This is a genomic window from Microbacterium sp. 22303 (genome assembly GCF_052045265.1).
In the GTDB taxonomy this organism is placed as follows: Bacteria; Actinomycetota; Actinomycetes; order Actinomycetales; family Microbacteriaceae; genus Microbacterium.
In genome coordinates this window covers 936710-954221 of record NZ_JBQEOQ010000001.1, presented here as the reverse complement: position 1 = coordinate 954221, position 17512 = coordinate 936710, and the positions used below count along the sequence as shown (strand labels likewise).

At 69.5% G+C, this 17512-nt stretch carries 17 protein-coding genes; 15 read left to right on the top strand and 2 right to left on the bottom strand.

The genetic code is table 11. The annotated features are described in order from the left end of the window. Positions 1-2: 2 nt before the first annotated feature. The 15 genes from ACTJI8_RS04580 to ACTJI8_RS04510 all read left to right on the top strand — a co-directional run bounded on the left by ACTJI8_RS04580 (position 3) and on the right by ACTJI8_RS04510 (position 15336). Positions 3-1148: an MraY family glycosyltransferase gene (locus ACTJI8_RS04580; RefSeq protein WP_440732208.1), complete on the top strand. Its 1146-nt coding sequence runs from the start codon at positions 3-5 to the stop codon at positions 1146-1148. Continuing rightward, positions 1145-1696 (top strand): hypothetical protein, encoded by a 552-nt coding sequence (locus tag ACTJI8_RS04575; RefSeq protein ID WP_440732207.1) that lies wholly within the window; start codon positions 1145-1147, stop codon positions 1694-1696. The genes ACTJI8_RS04580 and ACTJI8_RS04575 overlap by 4 nt, the downstream gene beginning before the upstream one ends. Positions 1697-1817: 121 nt before the next feature. Then, positions 1818-2603 (top strand): F0F1 ATP synthase subunit A, encoded by a 786-nt coding sequence (atpB, locus tag ACTJI8_RS04570; RefSeq protein WP_440732206.1) that lies wholly within the window; start codon positions 1818-1820, stop codon positions 2601-2603. Between the two features lie 49 nt (positions 2604-2652). Then, entirely contained in the window at positions 2653-2889 is a 237-nt protein-coding gene (atpE, locus tag ACTJI8_RS04565; protein WP_292716640.1) for a F0F1 ATP synthase subunit C, read from the top strand. A 28-nt stretch (positions 2890-2917) separates the two neighbouring features. Continuing rightward, positions 2918-3469: a F0F1 ATP synthase subunit B gene (locus tag ACTJI8_RS04560; RefSeq protein ID WP_440732205.1), complete on the top strand. Its 552-nt coding sequence runs from the start codon at positions 2918-2920 to the stop codon at positions 3467-3469. Then, on the top strand, positions 3469-4257 hold the full coding sequence (locus tag ACTJI8_RS04555; RefSeq protein ID WP_440732204.1) for a F0F1 ATP synthase subunit delta: 789 nt from the start codon (positions 3469-3471) through the stop codon (positions 4255-4257). Before ACTJI8_RS04560 ends, ACTJI8_RS04555 begins: the two co-directional genes overlap by 1 nt. Before the next feature lie 49 nt (positions 4258-4306). Beyond that, positions 4307-5947 carry a F0F1 ATP synthase subunit alpha gene (gene atpA, locus ACTJI8_RS04550; protein WP_440732203.1) on the top strand — a complete coding sequence of 547 codons (1641 nt, stop codon included), beginning with the start codon at positions 4307-4309 and terminating at the stop codon, positions 5945-5947. 18 nt (positions 5948-5965) lie between these two features. After that, positions 5966-6865: a F0F1 ATP synthase subunit gamma gene (locus tag ACTJI8_RS04545; protein ID WP_440732202.1), complete on the top strand. Its 900-nt coding sequence runs from the start codon at positions 5966-5968 to the stop codon at positions 6863-6865. A gap of 24 nt (positions 6866-6889) precedes the next feature. After that, the gene (gene atpD / locus ACTJI8_RS04540) at positions 6890-8326 is read left to right on the top strand and encodes a F0F1 ATP synthase subunit beta (RefSeq protein ID WP_440732201.1); all 1437 of its coding nucleotides are present in this window, start codon (positions 6890-6892) and stop codon (positions 8324-8326) included. A gap of 2 nt (positions 8327-8328) precedes the next feature. Next, complete coding sequence (locus ACTJI8_RS04535) at positions 8329-8604, top strand: F0F1 ATP synthase subunit epsilon (RefSeq protein WP_440732200.1); 276 nt, start codon at positions 8329-8331, stop codon at positions 8602-8604. A 79-nt stretch (positions 8605-8683) separates the two neighbouring features. Continuing rightward, on the top strand, positions 8684-9448 hold the full coding sequence (locus ACTJI8_RS04530) for a YaaA family protein (RefSeq protein ID WP_440732199.1): 765 nt from the start codon (positions 8684-8686) through the stop codon (positions 9446-9448). 114 nt (positions 9449-9562) lie between these two features. Then, positions 9563-10351, top strand: coding sequence for a large exoprotein (locus tag ACTJI8_RS04525; RefSeq protein ID WP_440732198.1), 789 nt, complete (start codon positions 9563-9565; stop codon positions 10349-10351). A 117-nt stretch (positions 10352-10468) separates the two neighbouring features. Next, positions 10469-11440: an aldo/keto reductase gene (locus ACTJI8_RS04520; RefSeq protein ID WP_440732197.1), complete on the top strand. Its 972-nt coding sequence runs from the start codon at positions 10469-10471 to the stop codon at positions 11438-11440. A gap of 83 nt (positions 11441-11523) precedes the next feature. Next, complete coding sequence (locus ACTJI8_RS04515) at positions 11524-12336, top strand: PP2C family protein-serine/threonine phosphatase (RefSeq protein ID WP_440732196.1); 813 nt, start codon at positions 11524-11526, stop codon at positions 12334-12336. Between the two features lie 57 nt (positions 12337-12393). After that, positions 12394-15336, top strand: a complete 2943-nt coding sequence (locus ACTJI8_RS04510; protein WP_440732195.1) for an FtsK/SpoIIIE domain-containing protein — start codon at positions 12394-12396, stop codon at positions 15334-15336. On the opposite strand, the gene ald is transcribed toward ACTJI8_RS04510, so the two are convergent. Both ald and ACTJI8_RS04500 read right to left on the bottom strand, forming a co-directional pair. Then, the gene (gene ald, locus ACTJI8_RS04505) at positions 15308-16423 is read right to left on the bottom strand and encodes an alanine dehydrogenase (protein ID WP_440732194.1); all 1116 of its coding nucleotides are present in this window, start codon (positions 16421-16423) and stop codon (positions 15308-15310) included. The two genes, ACTJI8_RS04510 and ald, sit on opposite strands and share 29 nt — an antisense overlap. 67 nt (positions 16424-16490) lie before the next feature. Further along, a complete protein-coding gene (locus tag ACTJI8_RS04500) occupies positions 16491-17486 on the bottom strand; it encodes an asparaginase (RefSeq protein WP_440732193.1) in 996 nt (331 codons plus the stop codon). Positions 17487-17512 lie beyond the last annotated feature (26 nt).

Here is a 17512-nt window from a genome sequence, read left to right as displayed (position 1 = left end):
CCGTGAAGCAGTACCTGTTCACCGTGATCCTCACGGCAGCCGTGACCCTGGCCTGCTCGTGGGCGGTGTGGCAGCTGAGTCTGCGCTTCAAGTTGTACCCGGGCATCCGTGAGCGCGATGTGCACACGACGCCGACGCCGCGGCTCGGGGGAGTGGCGATGCTGCTCGGCATCCTGGCGGCGTTCGCCGCGAGCGCGGCCAGTCCGTTCTTCCACATCATCTGGGCGCAGCCGCAGACGATGTGGTCGGTGGTCGGCGCGGTCCTGCTCATCGCGATCGTCGGCGTCATCGATGATCTGTGGGATCTGGACTGGATGATCAAGCTGGGAGCGCAGTTCCTGGCCGCGGGGCTGGTGACGATCGTCGGCGGGCTGCAGATTGCCTCGCTCCCGCTCGCCGAGCCCGTGATCGGATCCAACTGGCTGAGCATCGTGATCACGATGTTCGCGATCGTCATCGTCATGAACGCGGTGAACTTCATCGACGGGCTCGACGGCCTGGTCGCCGGCGTCTGCCTCATCGCCAACGGCGTCTTCTTCGCCTACTCCTACATCATCGCCCGCGACATCGGCCAGTCCAGTTACTTCAGCCTCGCCCCGTTCATCGCGGCCGTGCTGATCGGCGCATGCATCGGATTCCTGCCGATGAACTGGAGCCCCGCGAAGCTGTTCATGGGCGACTCCGGCGCCCTCGTGATCGGCCTGCTCATGGCGACCAGCGCCGTCGCCATCACCGGGCAGCTGAATCCCGCTGTGCTCACCAACGCGCAGATCGGGCGCTCCCAGCTGCTCGGCGCGTTCATCCCGATCCTGCTGCCGGTCGTCGTGGTGCTGCTGCCGCTGCTCGATTTCGGACTGGCCGTGCTGCGACGCATGGGCGCGGGCAAGTCGCCGTTCTCGCCCGATCGTAAGCACCTGCACCACCGCATGCTCGACCTCGGCCACCGCGGCCGCGATGCCGTGCTCATCTTCTACGCGTGGACGGCCATCATCTCGATCGCCGTGCTGCTGATGTACATCGGCTCGCGCGAGGGCTGGTACGGCGAATACGCCGCCGGCATCATCTTCGGCGTCGTCGGGGCCGCGGCCTGCCTCGTCGTCACCCTCATCCCGTCGCGTCCGCGCGCATCCCAGAAGGAATCGAAATGAGCTCCGCGAGCGACCGCCCCTCCGCCGGCCAGAGCCCCGTCACCAGCACCCCGGTCCTGCGCACGGCGCTGATCGCCTCCGGCATCGCCGCCGTCGTACTCGCGATCGTGGCCGGGATCATCGGGGGAGTGCTCAAGGGCGCCCCGGGCGTGTGGAGCGGCCTGATCGGCGCCCTCATCGCGGTGCTCTTCGGGGCGATCACAGCCGGCAGCATCCTCATCGCCAACCGCTGGTTCGGGCAGGAGCTGTACGTGCAGCTGTTCTTCGCGATCGTGATGGGCGGCTGGTTCCTCAAGCTGGGGCTGTTCTTCGTGCTCATCCTCGTTCTGCGCGGGCAGCCCTGGCTGGAGCCGCTCGTCTTCTTCTGGGCGCTGCTGGCAGGCGTGCTGGTCTCGCTCGCGATCGACGCGGTGGTGTTCCTGAAGATGCGGCTGCCCGTCGTCAGCGACGCATCCCTGCCGACCGTCGCCCCCGAAGACGTCGCTCCGGGCGCGGGAACCGGCTCACAGCAGGCTCCGGACGCGGATTCAGGCAACTCACTGGTCTGATAGGCTGGAACCCGAGCCCGCTCGTCACGCGAGCGTTGCGCTGTGAAGCATATCGACCGACGCCCCGGTAGCCCCCGGTGCCCCGACGCTGGAGCCCGCGCTGTTTAATCTTGCTGCGACCATGATCCCTCGACTGGCCGACAACGGCGGGTTCCACGGACCGTCCATCGACGACTTCTTTCCCGCGCCGTTGTTCTACATCGCCGGCATCGGCGTGACACGCATCAACCTGGTGCAGGCGTTCTCGGTGCTCGTCCTGGTGCTCTTCCTCGTGCTCGGCACCCGACGCATGAAGATCGTCCCCGGGCGGTTCCAGAGCGTCGTGGAGATGGGCCTGGACTTCGTCCGTGGCGGCATCGCGCACGACCTGCTCGGACGCAAGGACGGCGACCGCTTCCTGCCGCTTCTGACGACGATCTTCTTCATGACGCTGTTCTTCAACCTGACGGGCATCATCCCGTTCCTGAACATCGCCGGATCCAGCGTCGCGGCTGTTCCGCTCATGCTGGCGGTCATCAGCTACGTGACCTTCATCTACGCGGGCCTCAAGAAGAGCCCGAAGAACTTCGTGAAGAACGCACTGTTCCCCTCGGGCGTGCCGTGGCCGGTCTACTTCATCGTGACGCCGATCGAGATCATCTCGACGTTCGTGATCCGCCCGGTCACCCTCATGCTGCGACTGCTGATGAACATGGTCGTCGGGCACATGCTGCTCGTGCTGTGCTTCTCGGCCACCTGGTTCTTCTTCTTCACGGCGGGTGGCGGCTGGGCCGTCCTCGGCATCCCGACCCTCGCCTTCGGAGGCGCCTTCACGGCCCTCGAGATCCTGGTCGCTGTCCTCCAGGCCTACGTCTTCACCGTCCTCACCGCGGTCTACATCCAGCTCGCGGTCGCAGAAGAGCACTGACAACCCCTGCGGGCGGCGAACCTGCCGCCCACAACGAAAGGAAAAATCCGTGGACGCTACTACGGTTCTCGCAGCAGTCAACGGCAACCTCGCGGCAATCGGCTACGGCCTCGCCGCCATCGGCCCGGCCATCGGCGTGGGCATCGTCGTCGGCAAGACGATCGAGGGTGTCGCCCGCCAGCCCGAGCTGGCCGGTCGCCTGCAGGTCCTGATGTGGATCGGCATCGCCTTCACCGAGGCGCTCGCATTCATCGGCATCGCCGTCGGCTTCATCCCCTTCCCGTAACCCGCACTCGAATCCCGAAGGAGACAGGATGCTGAACGCTCTTGTCACGCACCTCGCGGCCGAGGGTGAGACGAAGAACCCGATTCTTCCCGAGACCTACGATCTCGTCTGGTCGGGTCTGTTCTTCCTGATCATCTTGTTCGTGGTGTGGAAGTTCGCTCTTCCCCGGTTCACGAAGATGCTCGACGAGCGCTCCGCGGCCATCGAGGGCAACATCGCCAAGGCCGATGAGGCGCAGAAGCAGGCCGAGGCCGCGCTGGAGGAGTACACCCGCCAGCTCGCCGAGGCCCGCACCGAGGCCGGCGCGATCCGCGAGACCGCCCGTGAGGACGGCAAGAAGATCGTCGCCGAGGCCAAGGAGACCGCTGCCGCAGAGGCCGCTCGCACGACCGCAGCCGCACACGCGCAGATCGAGGCCGAGCGCCAGACGGCGTTCGTCTCGCTGCGCAACGAGGTCGGCGGCCTCGCCCTCGACCTCGCCGGTGGCGTGGTCGGCGAGACCCTCTCCGACGACGCACGCGCGACGGCCGTCGTGGACCGCTTCCTGGCGGACCTCGAGGCCTCCGAGGCGGCGAAGTAATGGGCAGCGCGACCGCTCAGGCCCTTGAGGCGTCGAGCAGCGCTCTGACCGCCGCGCAGGGCATCACCCTCGACGTCGCCGGAGACCTGTTCTCCGCTACGCGCCTGATCGGTGAGTCCTCCGCGCTGAGCGGCGCGCTCGCCGATCCGTCTGCTCCGGTTGAGGCCCGCGCGGCACTCGTGTCGCGCGTCTTCGCCGGCGCGTCGGCGCCTGCGCAGCAGGTGCTGACCGTCGCGGTCTCGCAGCGCTGGTCCTCCGCCGCCGACCTGGTCGACGGTGTGGAGGAGCTGGCGGTGCGCGCTGCGGCGATCGCCGCGCCCGACGCCGACATCGAGGGCGAACTGTTCTCGGTGTCGCGCCTGGTGGCCGACAACGCCGATCTCGAACTCGCCCTGGGCAGCCGCCTGGGCGGCGGTGAGGGCAAGGCCGCGCTCGTGCAGAAGCTGGTCGGTGCGAGCCTGCACCCGGCCACGTCGCTGATCCTCACCTCGCTGGTGCGCCAGCAGCGTGGGCGCCGCGTGCGCCGGCTGCTGAGCAGGGCGATGCGCATCGTGTCCACGCAGCGCGACCGGATCGTCGCGACGGTGCACACCGCCGCTCCGCTGAGCGCGCCGCAGCGCGACCGTCTCCGCGCGGTTCTGGCCGGTCGCTACGGCCGCCAGATCGCGCTGAACGAGGTGCTCGACTCCTCCGTCGTCGGAGGCCTGCGCGTGCAGGTCGCGGACGATGTCATCGACGGCAGCATCTCCGCCCGCCTCGCCGATCTCCGGCACAAGCTCGCGGGCTGAAACACGACTTCGCGCGGGAAGCCGCGCACCCATACACAAAGGGAAGACAATGGCAGAACTTTCGATCAGCCCCGACGTCATCCGTGACGCGCTGAAGGACTTCGTCGCCGCGTACGAGCCCACGGGCGGCGTGGCGACCGAGGTCGGCACCGTCATCGACGCAGCGGATGGCATCGCGCACGTCGAGGGCCTGCCCGGCGTCATGGCGAACGAGCTCGTGACCTTCGCCGACGGCACCAAGGGACTCGCACTGAACCTGGACGAGCACGAGATCGGTGTCGTCGTCCTCGGCGAGTTCTCCGGTGTCGAGGCCGGCCAGGAGGTCACCCGCACCGGTGAGGTGCTCTCCGTCCCGGTCGGCGACGGCTACCTCGGCCGGGTGGTCGACCCGCTCGGCAACCCGATCGACGGCCTCGGTGAGATCGCGACGGAGGGCGTCCGTGCTCTCGAGCTGCAGGCGCCTGGCGTCATGCAGCGCAAGAGCGTGCACGAGCCGATGCAGACCGGAATCAAGGCCATCGACGCGATGATCCCGGTCGGCCGCGGCCAGCGCCAGCTCATCATCGGCGACCGCCAGACCGGCAAGACCGCGATCGCGATCGACACGATCATCAACCAGAAGGCCAACTGGGACTCCGGCGACGTCAACAAGCAGGTCCGCTGCATCTACGTCGCGATCGGCCAGAAGGGCTCGACCATCGCCTCCGTCAAGGGCGCGCTGGAAGAGGCCGGCGCCCTGGAGTACACGACCATCGTCGCCGCCCCGGCGTCCGACCCGGCCGGCTTCAAGTACCTCGCCCCCTACACCGGATCGGCCATCGGCCAGCACTGGATGTACGGTGGCAAGCACGTCCTGATCATCTTCGACGACCTGTCGAAGCAGGCCGAGGCCTACCGCGCCGTGTCGCTGCTGCTGCGCCGTCCGCCGGGCCGCGAGGCCTACCCGGGTGACGTCTTCTACCTGCACTCCCGTCTGCTGGAGCGCTGCGCGAAGCTGTCCGACGAACTCGGCGCCGGTTCGATGACGGGCCTGCCCATCATCGAGACCAAGGCGAACGACGTCTCGGCGTACATCCCGACCAACGTGATCTCGATCACCGACGGCCAGATCTTCCTGCAGTCCGACCTGTTCAACGCCAACCAGCGTCCGGCTGTCGACGTGGGCATCTCGGTGTCCCGCGTCGGTGGTGACGCCCAGGTCAAGTCGATCAAGAAGGTCTCCGGCACGCTGAAGCTCGAGCTGGCGCAATACCGCTCGCTCGAGGCCTTCGCGATGTTCGCGTCCGACCTCGACCAGGCTTCCCGCCGTCAGCTGGCTCGCGGCGCGCGCCTCACCGAGCTGCTCAAGCAGCCGCAGTACTCGCCGTACCCCGTCGAGGAGCAGGTCGTCTCGATCTGGGCCGGTACCAAGGGCAAGCTCGACTCGATCGAGGTCGAGGACGTGCTGCGCTTCGAGCGCGAGCTGCTGGATCACCTGCGTCGCAACACCACCGTGCTCGACACCCTCCGTGAGACCAACGTCCTCGACGACGACACGGTCGCAGAGCTGGAGAAGGCCACCGACGCCTTCCTCCTCGAGTTCCAGGGCGGCAAGGGCCACGGCATCGGCGCTCCCGGACACGAGGAGCACAGCGCCGCGGACGTCGACGACGTGAACCAGGAGAAGATCGTCAAGGGCCGCCGCGCGTAATCGCGGGGATTCTCAGCTATGGGCGCACAACTCCGGGTCTACAAGCAGAAGATCTCTTCTGCTCAGACGACCAAGAAGATCACGAAGGCGATGGAACTCATCGCGGCTTCGCGCATCCAGAAGGCGATGGCGCGTGTCAACGCGTCCTCGCCCTTCGCGCGGGCCGTGACGAGGGCCGTGTCCGCCGTCGCGACGCATTCCAACGTCGACCACCCGCTCACCCGTGAGCCCGAGACGATCCGCCGCTCCGCGGTCGTGATCTTCTCGAGCGATCGGGGTCTGGCCGGCGCGTTCAACTCGCAGATCCTGCGCGAGGCCATGGAGCTCGCCGAGCTCCTGCGCTCGGAGGGTCGCGAGCCGGTGTTCTACCTGGTCGGTCGCAAGGCCGTCGGGTACTTCCAGTTCCGGCGCCTCGAGGCCGCCGCGGAGTGGACGGGTGACACCGACACGCCGTCCTTCCACACGGCAGAGGCCATCGCTGCCTCGCTGCTGGAGGCTTTCGAGCGCGGTGGCCAGCAGGGCGGCGTGGACGAGATCCACCTCGTGTACAACCGCTTCGTCAGCATGATGACCCAGTCGCCCGAGACGGTGCGCCTGCTTCCGCTGGAGATCGCGGAGGCCGACGCGGCCGACACCTCGAGTGCCGTGTACCCGTTGTACGAGTTCGAGCCGGATGCGGCGACGGTGCTCGACGCGATCCTGCCGGTGTACATCCAGAGCCGGGTCTTCAACGCCCTCCTGCAGTCGTCCGCCGCCAAGCAGGCCGCGACGCAGAAGGCGATGAAGTCGGCCAGCGACAACGCCGACAAGCTCATCACCGACTACACCCGCCTGCGCAACAACGCGCGTCAGGCGGAGATCACGCAGCAGATCGCCGAGATCGTCGGCGGCGCCGACGCATTGTCGTCGAGCAAGTAAGACCCCTCAGGAGAGAGACGAATTATGACTGCCACCGCTACGACGGTCGTCGGCCGCGTTGCTCGCGTCACCGGCCCGGTCGTCGACATCGAGTTCCCGCACGACTCGATCCCCGACATCTACAACGCACTGAAGACGACGATCACCATCGGCGAGGAGTCGACGGAGATCACCCTCGAGGTCGCCCAGCACCTCGGCGATGACCTCGTCCGCGCCATCTCGCTCAAGCCCACCGACGGCATGGTCCGCGGCCAGGAGGTGCGCGACACCGGCGAGGCCATCTCGGTGCCCGTCGGCGACGTCACCAAGGGCAAGGTCTTCAACGTGATCGGCGAGGTCCTGAACGCCGAGCCCGGCGAGCAGATCGAGATCACCGAGCGCTGGCCGATCCACCGCAAGGCCCCGAACTTCGACCAGCTCGAGTCGAAGACCACGATGTTCGAGACCGGCATCAAGTCGATCGACCTGCTCACCCCGTACGTGCAGGGTGGAAAGATCGGCCTGTTCGGCGGTGCGGGCGTCGGCAAGACGGTCCTCATCCAGGAGATGATCCAGCGCGTCGCGCAGGACCATGGTGGTGTGTCGGTGTTCGCCGGTGTCGGCGAGCGCACCCGTGAGGGCAACGACCTCATCGCCGAGATGGAGGAGGCGGGCGTCTTCGACAAGACCGCCCTCGTCTTCGGTCAGATGGACGAGCCGCCGGGGACGCGCCTGCGCGTCGCCCTGTCGGCGCTGACCATGGCGGAGTACTTCCGCGATGTGCAGAAGCAGGACGTGCTGCTCTTCATCGACAACATCTTCCGCTTCACGCAGGCCGGATCCGAGGTCTCCACGCTGCTCGGCCGTATGCCGTCCGCGGTGGGCTACCAGCCGAACCTCGCCGACGAGATGGGCGTGCTCCAGGAGCGCATCACCTCGACGCGCGGCCACTCGATCACCTCGCTGCAGGCGATCTACGTGCCGGCCGATGACTACACCGACCCGGCTCCCGCCACGACGTTCGCGCACCTCGACGCGACCACCGAGCTCTCGCGTGAGATCGCCTCGAAGGGTCTGTACCCGGCGATCGACCCGCTGACGTCGACCTCGCGGATCATGGACCCCCGCTACCTGGGTGAGGACCACTACCGCGTGGCCACCACGGTCAAGCAGATCCTGCAGAAGAACAAGGAGCTGCAGGAGATCATCGCGATCCTCGGTGTCGACGAGCTCTCCGAAGAGGACAAGATCGTCGTGGCGCGCGCGCGTCGCATCCAGCAGTTCCTGTCCCAGAACACCTACATGGCGAAGAAGTTCACCGGTGTCGAGGGCTCCACGGTCCCGCTCAAGGACACGATCGAGTCGTTCGACGCGATCTGCCGCGGTGACTTCGACCACGTCGCGGAGCAGGCCTTCTTCAACGTCGGCCCGATCTCGGACGTCGAGGAGAACTGGGCTCGCATCCAGAAGGAGAACGCCTGATCATGGCGCCCGGTGCTGCATCACTGCACGTCAGCCTCGTCTCCGCCGACGCGGAGGTCTGGACCGGCGAGGCCAGCCTCGTCGTCGCGAAGACCGTCGAGGGCGAGCTGGGCTTCATGGCCGGTCACGAGCCCGTGCTGGCCATCCTCGCCGAGGGCCAGGTCCGTATCACTCAGCTGGATGGCACCAAGGTGCTCGCCAGCGCGCGTGACGGCTTCGTCTCGATGGAGGGCAACGCCCTGACGATCGTCGCGGGCAACGCGGCGCTCGTCGCCTGATCCACAGCATCCTGCACGTCCGCCCCGGTTCCCCGCCTCTTGCGGGGAACCGGGGCGGACGTCTGTCCGGGGGAGTGACATGAAGATCCTGCTGCCGCCATCGGAGACCAAGCGCCCGGGCGGGACATCGGAGGCGCCCGAGCCTTCGGCATGGGCGTTGCCAGGGTTGCTGCCGCAGCGCGAGCAGCTGCGCGACGCCCTCATGGCACTGGCCGCCGACGCGGACGCGACACGCCGGGTGCTCAAGCTCAGCGACAAGCAGCTCGCCGAAGCCCTGTACGACAACGCCCGGCTGCGGACGGCCGAGGTCATGCCCGCCGTGGACCGCTACACGGGCGTGCTCTACGACGCGCTCGATGCCGCAACGCTCGACGGCTACGCGCGGCGCTGGCTGGGAGCTCATGTGCTCGTGCACAGCGCGCCCTTCGGTCCGGTCGGCGCCCTCGACGCGATCCCGTCGTATCGGCTCGGCGCCGGGGCATCGGTGCCGGGACTGCCCCCGTTACGACGACTGTGGGCGGACGCCGTGTCGGCCGAGCTCGCCGCCTCGGCGCCGTCCTTCGTGCTGGACCTGCGCTCCGAGGCGTACGTGGATCTGGGACCCGTTCCCGAGGGTCTGCCGTCGGCGTACGTGCGTGTGGTGACGGAGCAGGGCAAGGCGCTGAACCACTTCAACAAGCACGCCAAGGGCGACTTCGTGCGTCGTCTGGTGCAGCAGCGTCCGAAGATCGGATCGCGCCGTACCCTCCTGAACTGGGCGGAGCGTTCGGGCGTGCCGCTGAGGGAGACGAGTGAGCACGGCGTCCTCGAGCTGGTGACGGATCAGCCGACGACCCGCAAATAGTTCGTGAGTGCGACGCCAGGACGCGGTAGGGTGTTTCGCGTCGAGGCACCCAGCTGATTCTCAGCTGAGGCTGCTCGATGCGAATGCATCATGAACCGATTCCCGGAGGGAAACATGGACTCTTACGGAGACAGCGGCGCTTACGCGGCTGTGTACCTGATCGCCGCGTTGACGTGGTTTATCTTCGCCATCGTCTTCTACGTACTCGGCTCGCTCTTCCTGATGAAGATCTTCGACAAGGCAGGCGTTCAGGGCAAGTGGCGCGCCTGGGTTCCGGTCTACTCCTCGATGGTGTTCCTGAAGCTGGGTGACCTCAGCCCCTGGCTGGTCCTCTACGCGTTCGGCGGAGCGATCGTGCTGGGCTGGATCCCCGTCATCGGGCAGATCATCGGCCTCGCCGCCTTTGCGCTGACATGCCTCGCAGCCTGGCGCGTCGGTCTGAAGCTGCAGAAGGGCGCGGGCTGGGTGGTGCTCTACGTCTTCCTCAGCCTGGTCTGGCTCGGCATCAACGCCTTCGACAAGTCGCGCTGGAACCCGAACATCGCTCCCGCCTCGTGGGCCGGCAATGGCTTCTTCGCAGACCGCACGGTCTGGCAGGGCATCCCGGTGCAGCCGTCCGCGCAGGCCGCGGCCCCGAGTTACGGAGCGCCGCAGGGCTACCAGCCGCCGGCCGCCCAGGGCTACGCGCCGCCGCAGCAGCCCGGCTACGGCCAGCCCGCCGCGCCCCAGGCTCCGCAGCAGGGCTTCCAGCCGCCGGCGCCGCAGGCCACGCCGCCGACGTTCCAGCCGCCGGCAGCTCCGCCGGCTTCTGCCCCGGACGTGCCGGTCACTCCGCCGGCTCCGCCCGCGCCTCCGGCTCCGCCGGCAGCCGCTCCGGAGAACGGCGAGCAGCCCCCGGCGTGACGCTCCGATAGTGCCCCGGTCCTCGGATCGCGGACGACGTGGGAAGCCTCGGTCTTTCGACCGGGGCTTCCCGCATGCCCGCCGACCGCATCCCGGGTCGGCCTGTAGTTTGGAGGCATGAGCGCTGAACGTCGTGTCGGATCGTCCGGGCTCCTGGTCTCCGCGGTGGGACTCGGATGCAACAACTTCGGACGGGCGGGCACGGCGACCGAGACGCTGCAGGGCACCATCCAGGTGCTGGACGCGGCGATCGACCACGGCGTGACGTTCCTCGACACCGCGGACATGTACGGCAAGGATCCCGGCCTCAGCGAGAGCCTGATGGGTGAGGCGCTCGACGGCCGCCGTGATCGCGTGGTGCTCGCCACCAAGTTCGGCTACGCGTCCGTCGACATGGGTTACGACTTCCCCGCGGGTCTCGGATCCCGCCGTTACGTGCGCAAGGCCGTCGAGGAGTCGCTGCGTCGTCTGCGCACCGACTGGATCGACCTGTACCAGTTGCACTGGCCGGATCCGCTCACCCCGATCGATGAGACGCTGGACGCCCTGGACGAACTCGTCCGCGAAGGAAAGATCCGCTACTTCGGCCACTCCAACTTCAGCGGCTGGCAGATCGCCGAGGCGGAGCTGAGCGCGACGAGGAGCGCGCGCTTCATCTCCTCGCAGAACCAGTACTCGCTGCTGTCCCGGGCGGCCGAGCGGGAGGTGCTGCCGGCGGTCAACAGGTTCGGCCTCGGCTTCTTCCCGTTCTTCCCGCTGCACAACGGCCTGCTCACGGGCAAGTTCACTCGCGACGGCGGACCCTCCCAGAGCCGGATCATGCGCACCAGGGCCCATCTCTGGGAGAACGCGCCCTGGGACGCGCTGGACGCCTATCGCGCGTTCTGCGACGAGCGTGGCATCACCATGCTCGAGGCGACGTTCGGCTGGCTGCTGGCGCAACCCGGCGTGGCCTCCGTGATCGCCGGCGCGACCTCCGCCGAGCAGATCGAGGCGAACGCGCGCGCGGGCGCGGCGTGGAGCCCGACCTCGGAGGACCTCGCCACGATCGACGCCCTCTTTCCGCTCCCGGCGGATCCGGCCGTCTGAGCCGTGTGTCGAGGCCGGGGATCCATTACGATGTGTGAGATTTCAGCGGTCGTTCCGATCGCACGAGGATGCGGAGGACCGCGATGAGCCAGGTTTCGCACGAGCGCGAGGTCGCGCTGGCGTCCGGCGACACGGTCGTCCTGACGTGGGCCGGCGCGACGGACACCGGCCGTCGCCGGGAGAACAACCAGGACTCCCTCCTCGCCGAGTTCCCGTTGTTCGTGGTGGCGGACGGCATGGGCGGCCACGCGGGAGGTGAGATCGCGAGTCAGCGCACGATCGTGCGCCTCGAGGAGGCGGTCGCCGCGGGGGAGATCACGACGGAGACGATCGAGACCGCCCTGGTCAGCGCCGTGCACGACATCACCGCGCACCCGGACACCACGGACGAGGGCACGGGGACGACGCTCACCGGCGTCTTCTTCACCCTCGTCGGCGACGACGCGCGCTGGGTCTCGCTGAACATCGGCGATTCCCGGGTGTATCTGCTGCGCGACGGAGTCCTCAGCCAGGTCACGACGGACCACTCCGTCGTCCAGGAGCTGATCACGGCCGGGCGGCTCAGCCCCGAGGAGGCGGAGGGGCATCCGTACAGCAACGTGATCACCCGCGCGGTCGGAGTCAGCGAGGCGCTGCCGCCCGACTACCGCGAGTTCAGCGTGCAGGACGGCGATCGGTTCGTGATCTGCTCGGACGGGCTCACCAAGGAACTCACCGACTACGGGATCCAGCACTTCCTCGGACTCAATCCGACGGCGGGCGCCGCGGTCGACGCGATGCTCGCCGCTGCCCTGGAGAACGGCGGGCGGGACAACGTGACCGTCATCGTGGTGGACGTGCACCGCACATCGGCCGACGAGGGGTCCTCCTCCACAGCGCCGATCGCCGTCGAGTAGTGCACCGGTTGCGCTGAGCGCGCCCCGCGTCGGGGCGGTTCACGGTGGGATGGCGGAATGGATCCCGCTGAGACGATCATCCTCCCCGCTGTCGCCGCCGCCCCGCAGCGCGGCTCGCTCCCACTGCTCGCCGCGGCAGTGCCCGTGGTCTCGGGGATCGTGCTCTTCGCCGTCACGGGCTCGCCCCTGTCCCTGTGCTTCGCGGCCCTCGGGCCGGTCATGATCCTCGGCTCCTTCCTGGACGGCGTGCGCCAGCGTCGCCGCGCGGCACGTGTCGCACGGGCCGAGGAGACGCAGGCCTGGTCGCGAGTCGAACAGATCGTGGATGACCGGGAGTCGGAGGAGAGAGCCCGCCGTTTGCGGGCCGTCCCCGATATCGCCGCCTGCCTCGTGGACCCGCCGACGCGTCCGATCGCTCTCGCGGACACGGTCGAGATCGCAGCCGGCCGCGGAGACGGGCCTTCGCCGCTGCGGTTCAGCGGCACCGGGGGAAGAGCCGAAGCGTTCCGCGTCCAGCACAGCGCCGTGACGGGGGTGCCGGTCCTGGTGCGCCTGTCCGATGGCGTGTGCGTGCGAGGGCCCGCGCCGATCGCCGCCGCCGTGGCCAGGGCGATGGTGCTGCAGCTGTGCCTTCGGCACGCGAACGGCGCCGTCCGTCTCGAGGGAGACGCCGTGGCCGCGCTCGGGCTTGACGGTCTGCCCCAGGCCCGCCTTGCCCGGCATGACGCCGGTGTCGTGCATCTCGGCGTGCAGCGGAGCGCGCCGTCCGGCCCCAGGCTCTGTCTGCTCGAGCCGGGAACGCCACCGCCGGTGGGCTACCACGCGGTGCTCGACGTCACGGAGCCCGCATCGGCCCGGCTGCGCACCCCGCAGGGGACGCACGACTGTGCGGCGGAGGGGATCTCCCGCGAGCAGGCGGAGGCGATCGTGCAGGTTCTGATCCGGGAGCAGGACGATGAGGCGGCGATTCCCGCGGCGGTGACGCTGCAGGAGGTGCTGCCGCCTCCGCCGGGCCAGTGGCACATGGGGAACGTCGGGCCGGAGTCCGTGGCGCGCGAGGGCCTGAGGGCGGCGATCGGGCGGGATGCGGAAGGGGCGGTGGTGCCGGACCTCGTCGCGGACGGGCCGCACGCGCTCGTGACCGGTGTCACCGGCGCGGGCAAGAGCGAGCTCCTGGTGAGCTGGGTCGCCGCGCTGGCTGCCACGCACTCGGCAGACCAGGTGACCTTCGTGCTCGCCGACTTCAAAGGCGGCACGGCCTTCGAGCCGCTGCGCGCCCTGCCGCACGTCGCCGCCGTCATCACGGACCTCGACGCCGATGGTGCGGAGCGCGGGGTGCGGAGCCTGCGTGCCGAGCTGCGGCGCAGAGAGGGCGTCCTCGCGGAGACGGGCGCCCGCAGCGTCGCGGAGACCGGGGGAGCGCTGGGCCGCTTGGTGATCGTCGTCGACGAGTTCGCGGCGCTGCTGCAGGAGCATCCTGATCTGGCGGCGGTGTTCACCGACATCGCCGCCCGCGGTCGCGCTCTCGGCATGCACCTCATCCTGGGCACCCAGCGCGCCACCGGGGTCATCCGCGACGCGCTGGCGGCGAACTGCCCTCTGCGGATCGCCCTGCGCGTCACGGATCCCGCCGACAGCAGGATCATGATCGGCAGCGACGCGGCAGCGGCTCTGCCCGGAGACCTCGCAGGACGCGGTCTCGCCTACGTCCGCCGCCCTCAGGACGCGGCGCCCGCCGTGTTCCGCGTCGCGCGGACCAGCGCCGATGAGCTCGCCACGATCGCGGCCCACTGGCGCGGTGTCCCGCGGGCGCGGAGCCCGTGGCAGGCGGCACTGCCCGCGCAGCTGCAGCGGGCCGATCTCCCCGCCGCTGCGCCCGGGGAGATCACGCTCGGCCTCGCGGACGAACCGGAGCAGCAGCGGCAGACGGTGCGCACGCTGCGCATCGGCGAGGACCGCGGCCTCGTGGTGTTCGGGGGCCCGGGGGCCGGCAAGAGCAGCGTGCTGAGGGCCGCGGTGGCGCAGGTGCCGGGAGGCGTGCTGCTGAGGCCGGATCCCGAGCAGGCGTGGTCTCTGATCGACGAGATCGCGGACGGCGGCCGCCCGGTGCCGCCGCTGCTGGCCGTCGACGATGTCGATCGGCACCTCGCCGCGTTCCCGCTCGAGTACGCCTCCGCGTGGGTGGAGCGGCTGCAGCGCGTCGTCCGCCTCGCCGCCGAGCACGGAGGGACCGTGCTGCTCAGCGCGTCACGATGCAGCGGGCAGATCTCCGCGGTCGCGGATCTGCTGCCGGAGCGCGCCCTGCTGCGCACCGTGAGCCGCACGGAGCACCTCACCGCCGGCGGTGAGCCCGGCACCTTTGACCCCGACCGGCCCCCGGGCCGGGCGCGGCTGGGCGGCGCCGAGGTGCAGTTCGTGCTGCCGGAGGCCGAGGCCGAGGCGGGAGCACCGGGCTCCTCGCCCCTGGAGCGGACGGCGGCGCACCCGGAGACGCCGCAGTGGGAGCCGCGGGCGATGCTCGTCGGCGTGGTGAGCACGGCACCGGCGCGGACGGCGGAGAGGCTCGGCGGGCGCTTCGGCCGCGCCGCGGTGCAAGTGCTCGTGGATGGCGTGCCCGTGATCCTTCCGGATGGCGCAGGGCGGTTCGATGAGTCCGCCGCACCGGCACGGATTCGCGCGGACGATGCGATCGCTCGTTCGGCGGAACGCGCGGCCTCCGCAGAGCGGGAGGCCGCGGGCCTCATCGTGCTGGTCGGCGACGGGGAGGCATGGCAACGGCAATACGCGCTGTGGCAGCGGATCGTCCGCGGTGGCGAGGTCGTCGTGCTCGCCGAGGCAACCAGAGAACTGCGCATGCTCACCGGCGTGCGCGAGCTGCCGCCGTACGCCGTGCCGCACGCGGGGCGGGCATGGACCATCGATCGGGACGGGCGTCCGTCCCGGGTGATCCTTCCCACCCCGCGGGGCGATGTCAGCCCAGCAGCTCGTCCAGCGGCGTGAGGGGCAGCTCGTGCGCGGTCGCGACGCCGGCGTTGGCGATCTTCCCGCCGGTCACGTTGAGACCGCCGGCGAGAGCGGCATCGGCACGCAGCGCCGCCTGCCAGCCGCGGCCCGCGATCTGCCGCACATAGGGCAGCGTCGCGTTCGTCAGGGCCGAGGTCGAGGTGTTCGGCACCGCGCCGGGCATGTTCGCCACGCAGTAGAACACGGTGTCGTGCACGCGGAACGTGGGGTCGTCATGCGTGGTCGGGTGGGTGTCCTCGAAGCAGCCGCCCTGGTCCACCGCGATGTCCACGAGCACGCTGCCGGGGCGCATCTCGGCGACCATGTCGTTCGTGACGAGCTTCGGCGCCTTGGCCCCGGGGATCAGCACCGATCCGATGACGAGGTCCGAGTTCACGACGGCGCGGCGCAGATCCAACGGGTTCGACGCCGCGGTCTTCACCCGGCCGCCGAAGAAGTCGTCCAGATAGCGCAGCCGCGCGATGTTCGTGTCGAAGATCGTCACGTCCGCGCCCATGCCTGCGGCGATCACGGCCGCGTTCGCGCCGGCGACGCCGCCGCCGATCACCGTCACGGTGGCGGGGCGGGTTCCGGGAACGCCCGACATCAGCAGACCGAGGCCGCCGTTCGAGCGCATCAGCGTGTTCGCGCCGACCAACGGGGCAAGGCGACCCGCGACCTCGCTCATCGGCGCGAGCAGCGGCAGTGCACCCGAGGCCAGCTGCACCGTCTCGTAGGCGATCGCCGTCATGCCCGACTCTGCGAGCTTGTCGGTGAGCGGGCGATCGGCGGCGAGGTGCAGATACGTGAACAGCACCAGGTCGCTGCGGAAGCGGTGGTACTCGCTGGCGATCGGCTCCTTCACCTTCAGCACCAGCTCGGCGCGAGCCCACACCTCGTCGGCGTCATCGAGCAGCGTCGCTCCCGCCTCCAGATAGTCGGCATCCGACATCGAGGATCCGGCACCGGCGCCGGACTGCACGACGACCTCATGACCGGCCTGCACGAGGTCGTGCACTCCGGCGGGCGTGAGCGCGACGCGGAATTCGTTGTTCTTCACCTCGCTGGGGACAGAGATCCTCATCGTGGCTCCTTTCCTTTTCCCTGATGGGCTTTTCCCGCCCGCGGGTTCTGGCCCTTTCTGGGGGCGTTCAGATTCCGGCGCCGGGGCGGATGGCCCCCACGCCGCTGCCGCCTCCGAGGACGGCAAGTGGAAGGGCCGAGGCGAGGCTGTCCACCTGCGCGTCGGTCAGCGCGCCCGCGCGGGCGAGCAGGGTGGCGGCCACGATCGCGGCCGCACGGCCGGATCCGTCCAGCATCTTCAGGGCGACGGTGGCACCGTTCGGGGCGACCATCACCATCACGCCCTCCGCGCCGTGCTTGGCGAACACGCCCAGTTTCTCGATCGCGATGGTGTCGGGGCGCCCTGGGCCTTCGATCGTCCACGGGTTCTCCCGCACCGTGCGCACCAGGGCGCCGGCCACCCGGTGCAACGCGAACGGCGACCGCTCCGAGGCGCTGCCGATGCGATGCACGGCCCGTGCGAGCCCGGTGAGGGTGATGGCGTGCACCGGGGCGCCGCAGCCGTCGATCGCCGTGGCGGCGACGCGCTCGCCGCTGAGCCGCTCGACGACGTCTTTGATGTGCACCTGCAGCGGGTGGTCCACGTCGAGGTACCCGGCGGTGGGCCAGCCGTTCGCGACGCAGGCGCGCAGCATGGTCGCGTGCTTGCCGGAGCAGTTCATCCGGATGCGCGCCTTGCCGGCGTGATCGCGCACGAGCTCGTCCCTGGTCGCCGAGTCGCCGGGCCAATCCGCGGGGCAGCCGAGGTCGTCCTCGGTGAGCCCGCCTGCCGTGAGAATCTCGCGCACCACGGCCACGTGCCGGTCGGTGCCGATGTGGCTCGCCGTGGCGAGACCGAGCTGCTCGCCCTCCAGCGGAGCGCCGGCGGTGAGGCAGCCGATCGCCTGCAGCGGCTTCAGGCTGGAGCGGGGCAGCACCAGCGCGTCGGCGTTGCCGTGGCGGGCGAGGACCTCGCCTTCCGGGGAGAGCACGACGGCCGCTCCGATGTGGCGGGATTCGACGAATCCGTTCCGTTCGACGACGGCGAGTTCCACGGCATCCTGGACGGTCAGAGTCTGCACCACGACAGCCAGCCTAGTGGGCGCAGACG

Bases quoted from the DNA above. Each gene is read 5' to 3' on its own strand.
- ACTJI8_RS04535 (WP_440732200.1), top strand. From the start codon at position 8,329: ATGGCGCCCGGTGCTGCATCACTGCACGTCAGCCTCGTCTCCGCCGAC.
- ACTJI8_RS04530 (WP_440732199.1), top strand. From the start codon at position 8,684: ATGAAGATCCTGCTGCCGCCATCGGAGACCAAGCGCCCGGGCGGGACA.
- atpB (WP_440732206.1), top strand. From the start codon at position 1,818: ATGATCCCTCGACTGGCCGACAACGGCGGGTTCCACGGACCGTCCATC.
- ACTJI8_RS04555 (WP_440732204.1), top strand. From the start codon at position 3,469: ATGGGCAGCGCGACCGCTCAGGCCCTTGAGGCGTCGAGCAGCGCTCTG.
- ACTJI8_RS04545 (WP_440732202.1), top strand. From the start codon at position 5,966: ATGGGCGCACAACTCCGGGTCTACAAGCAGAAGATCTCTTCTGCTCAG.
- atpD (WP_440732201.1), top strand. From the start codon at position 6,890: ATGACTGCCACCGCTACGACGGTCGTCGGCCGCGTTGCTCGCGTCACC.
- ald (WP_440732194.1), bottom strand. From the start codon at position 16,423: ATGAGGATCTCTGTCCCCAGCGAGGTGAAGAACAACGAATTCCGCGTC.
- ACTJI8_RS04525 (WP_440732198.1), top strand. From the start codon at position 9,563: ATGGACTCTTACGGAGACAGCGGCGCTTACGCGGCTGTGTACCTGATC.
- atpA (WP_440732203.1), top strand. From the start codon at position 4,307: ATGGCAGAACTTTCGATCAGCCCCGACGTCATCCGTGACGCGCTGAAG.
- ACTJI8_RS04575 (WP_440732207.1), top strand. From the start codon at position 1,145: ATGAGCTCCGCGAGCGACCGCCCCTCCGCCGGCCAGAGCCCCGTCACC.
- ACTJI8_RS04510 (WP_440732195.1), top strand. From the start codon at position 12,394: ATGGATCCCGCTGAGACGATCATCCTCCCCGCTGTCGCCGCCGCCCCG.
- ACTJI8_RS04520 (WP_440732197.1), top strand. From the start codon at position 10,469: ATGAGCGCTGAACGTCGTGTCGGATCGTCCGGGCTCCTGGTCTCCGCG.
- ACTJI8_RS04515 (WP_440732196.1), top strand. From the start codon at position 11,524: ATGAGCCAGGTTTCGCACGAGCGCGAGGTCGCGCTGGCGTCCGGCGAC.
- ACTJI8_RS04560 (WP_440732205.1), top strand. From the start codon at position 2,918: ATGCTGAACGCTCTTGTCACGCACCTCGCGGCCGAGGGTGAGACGAAG.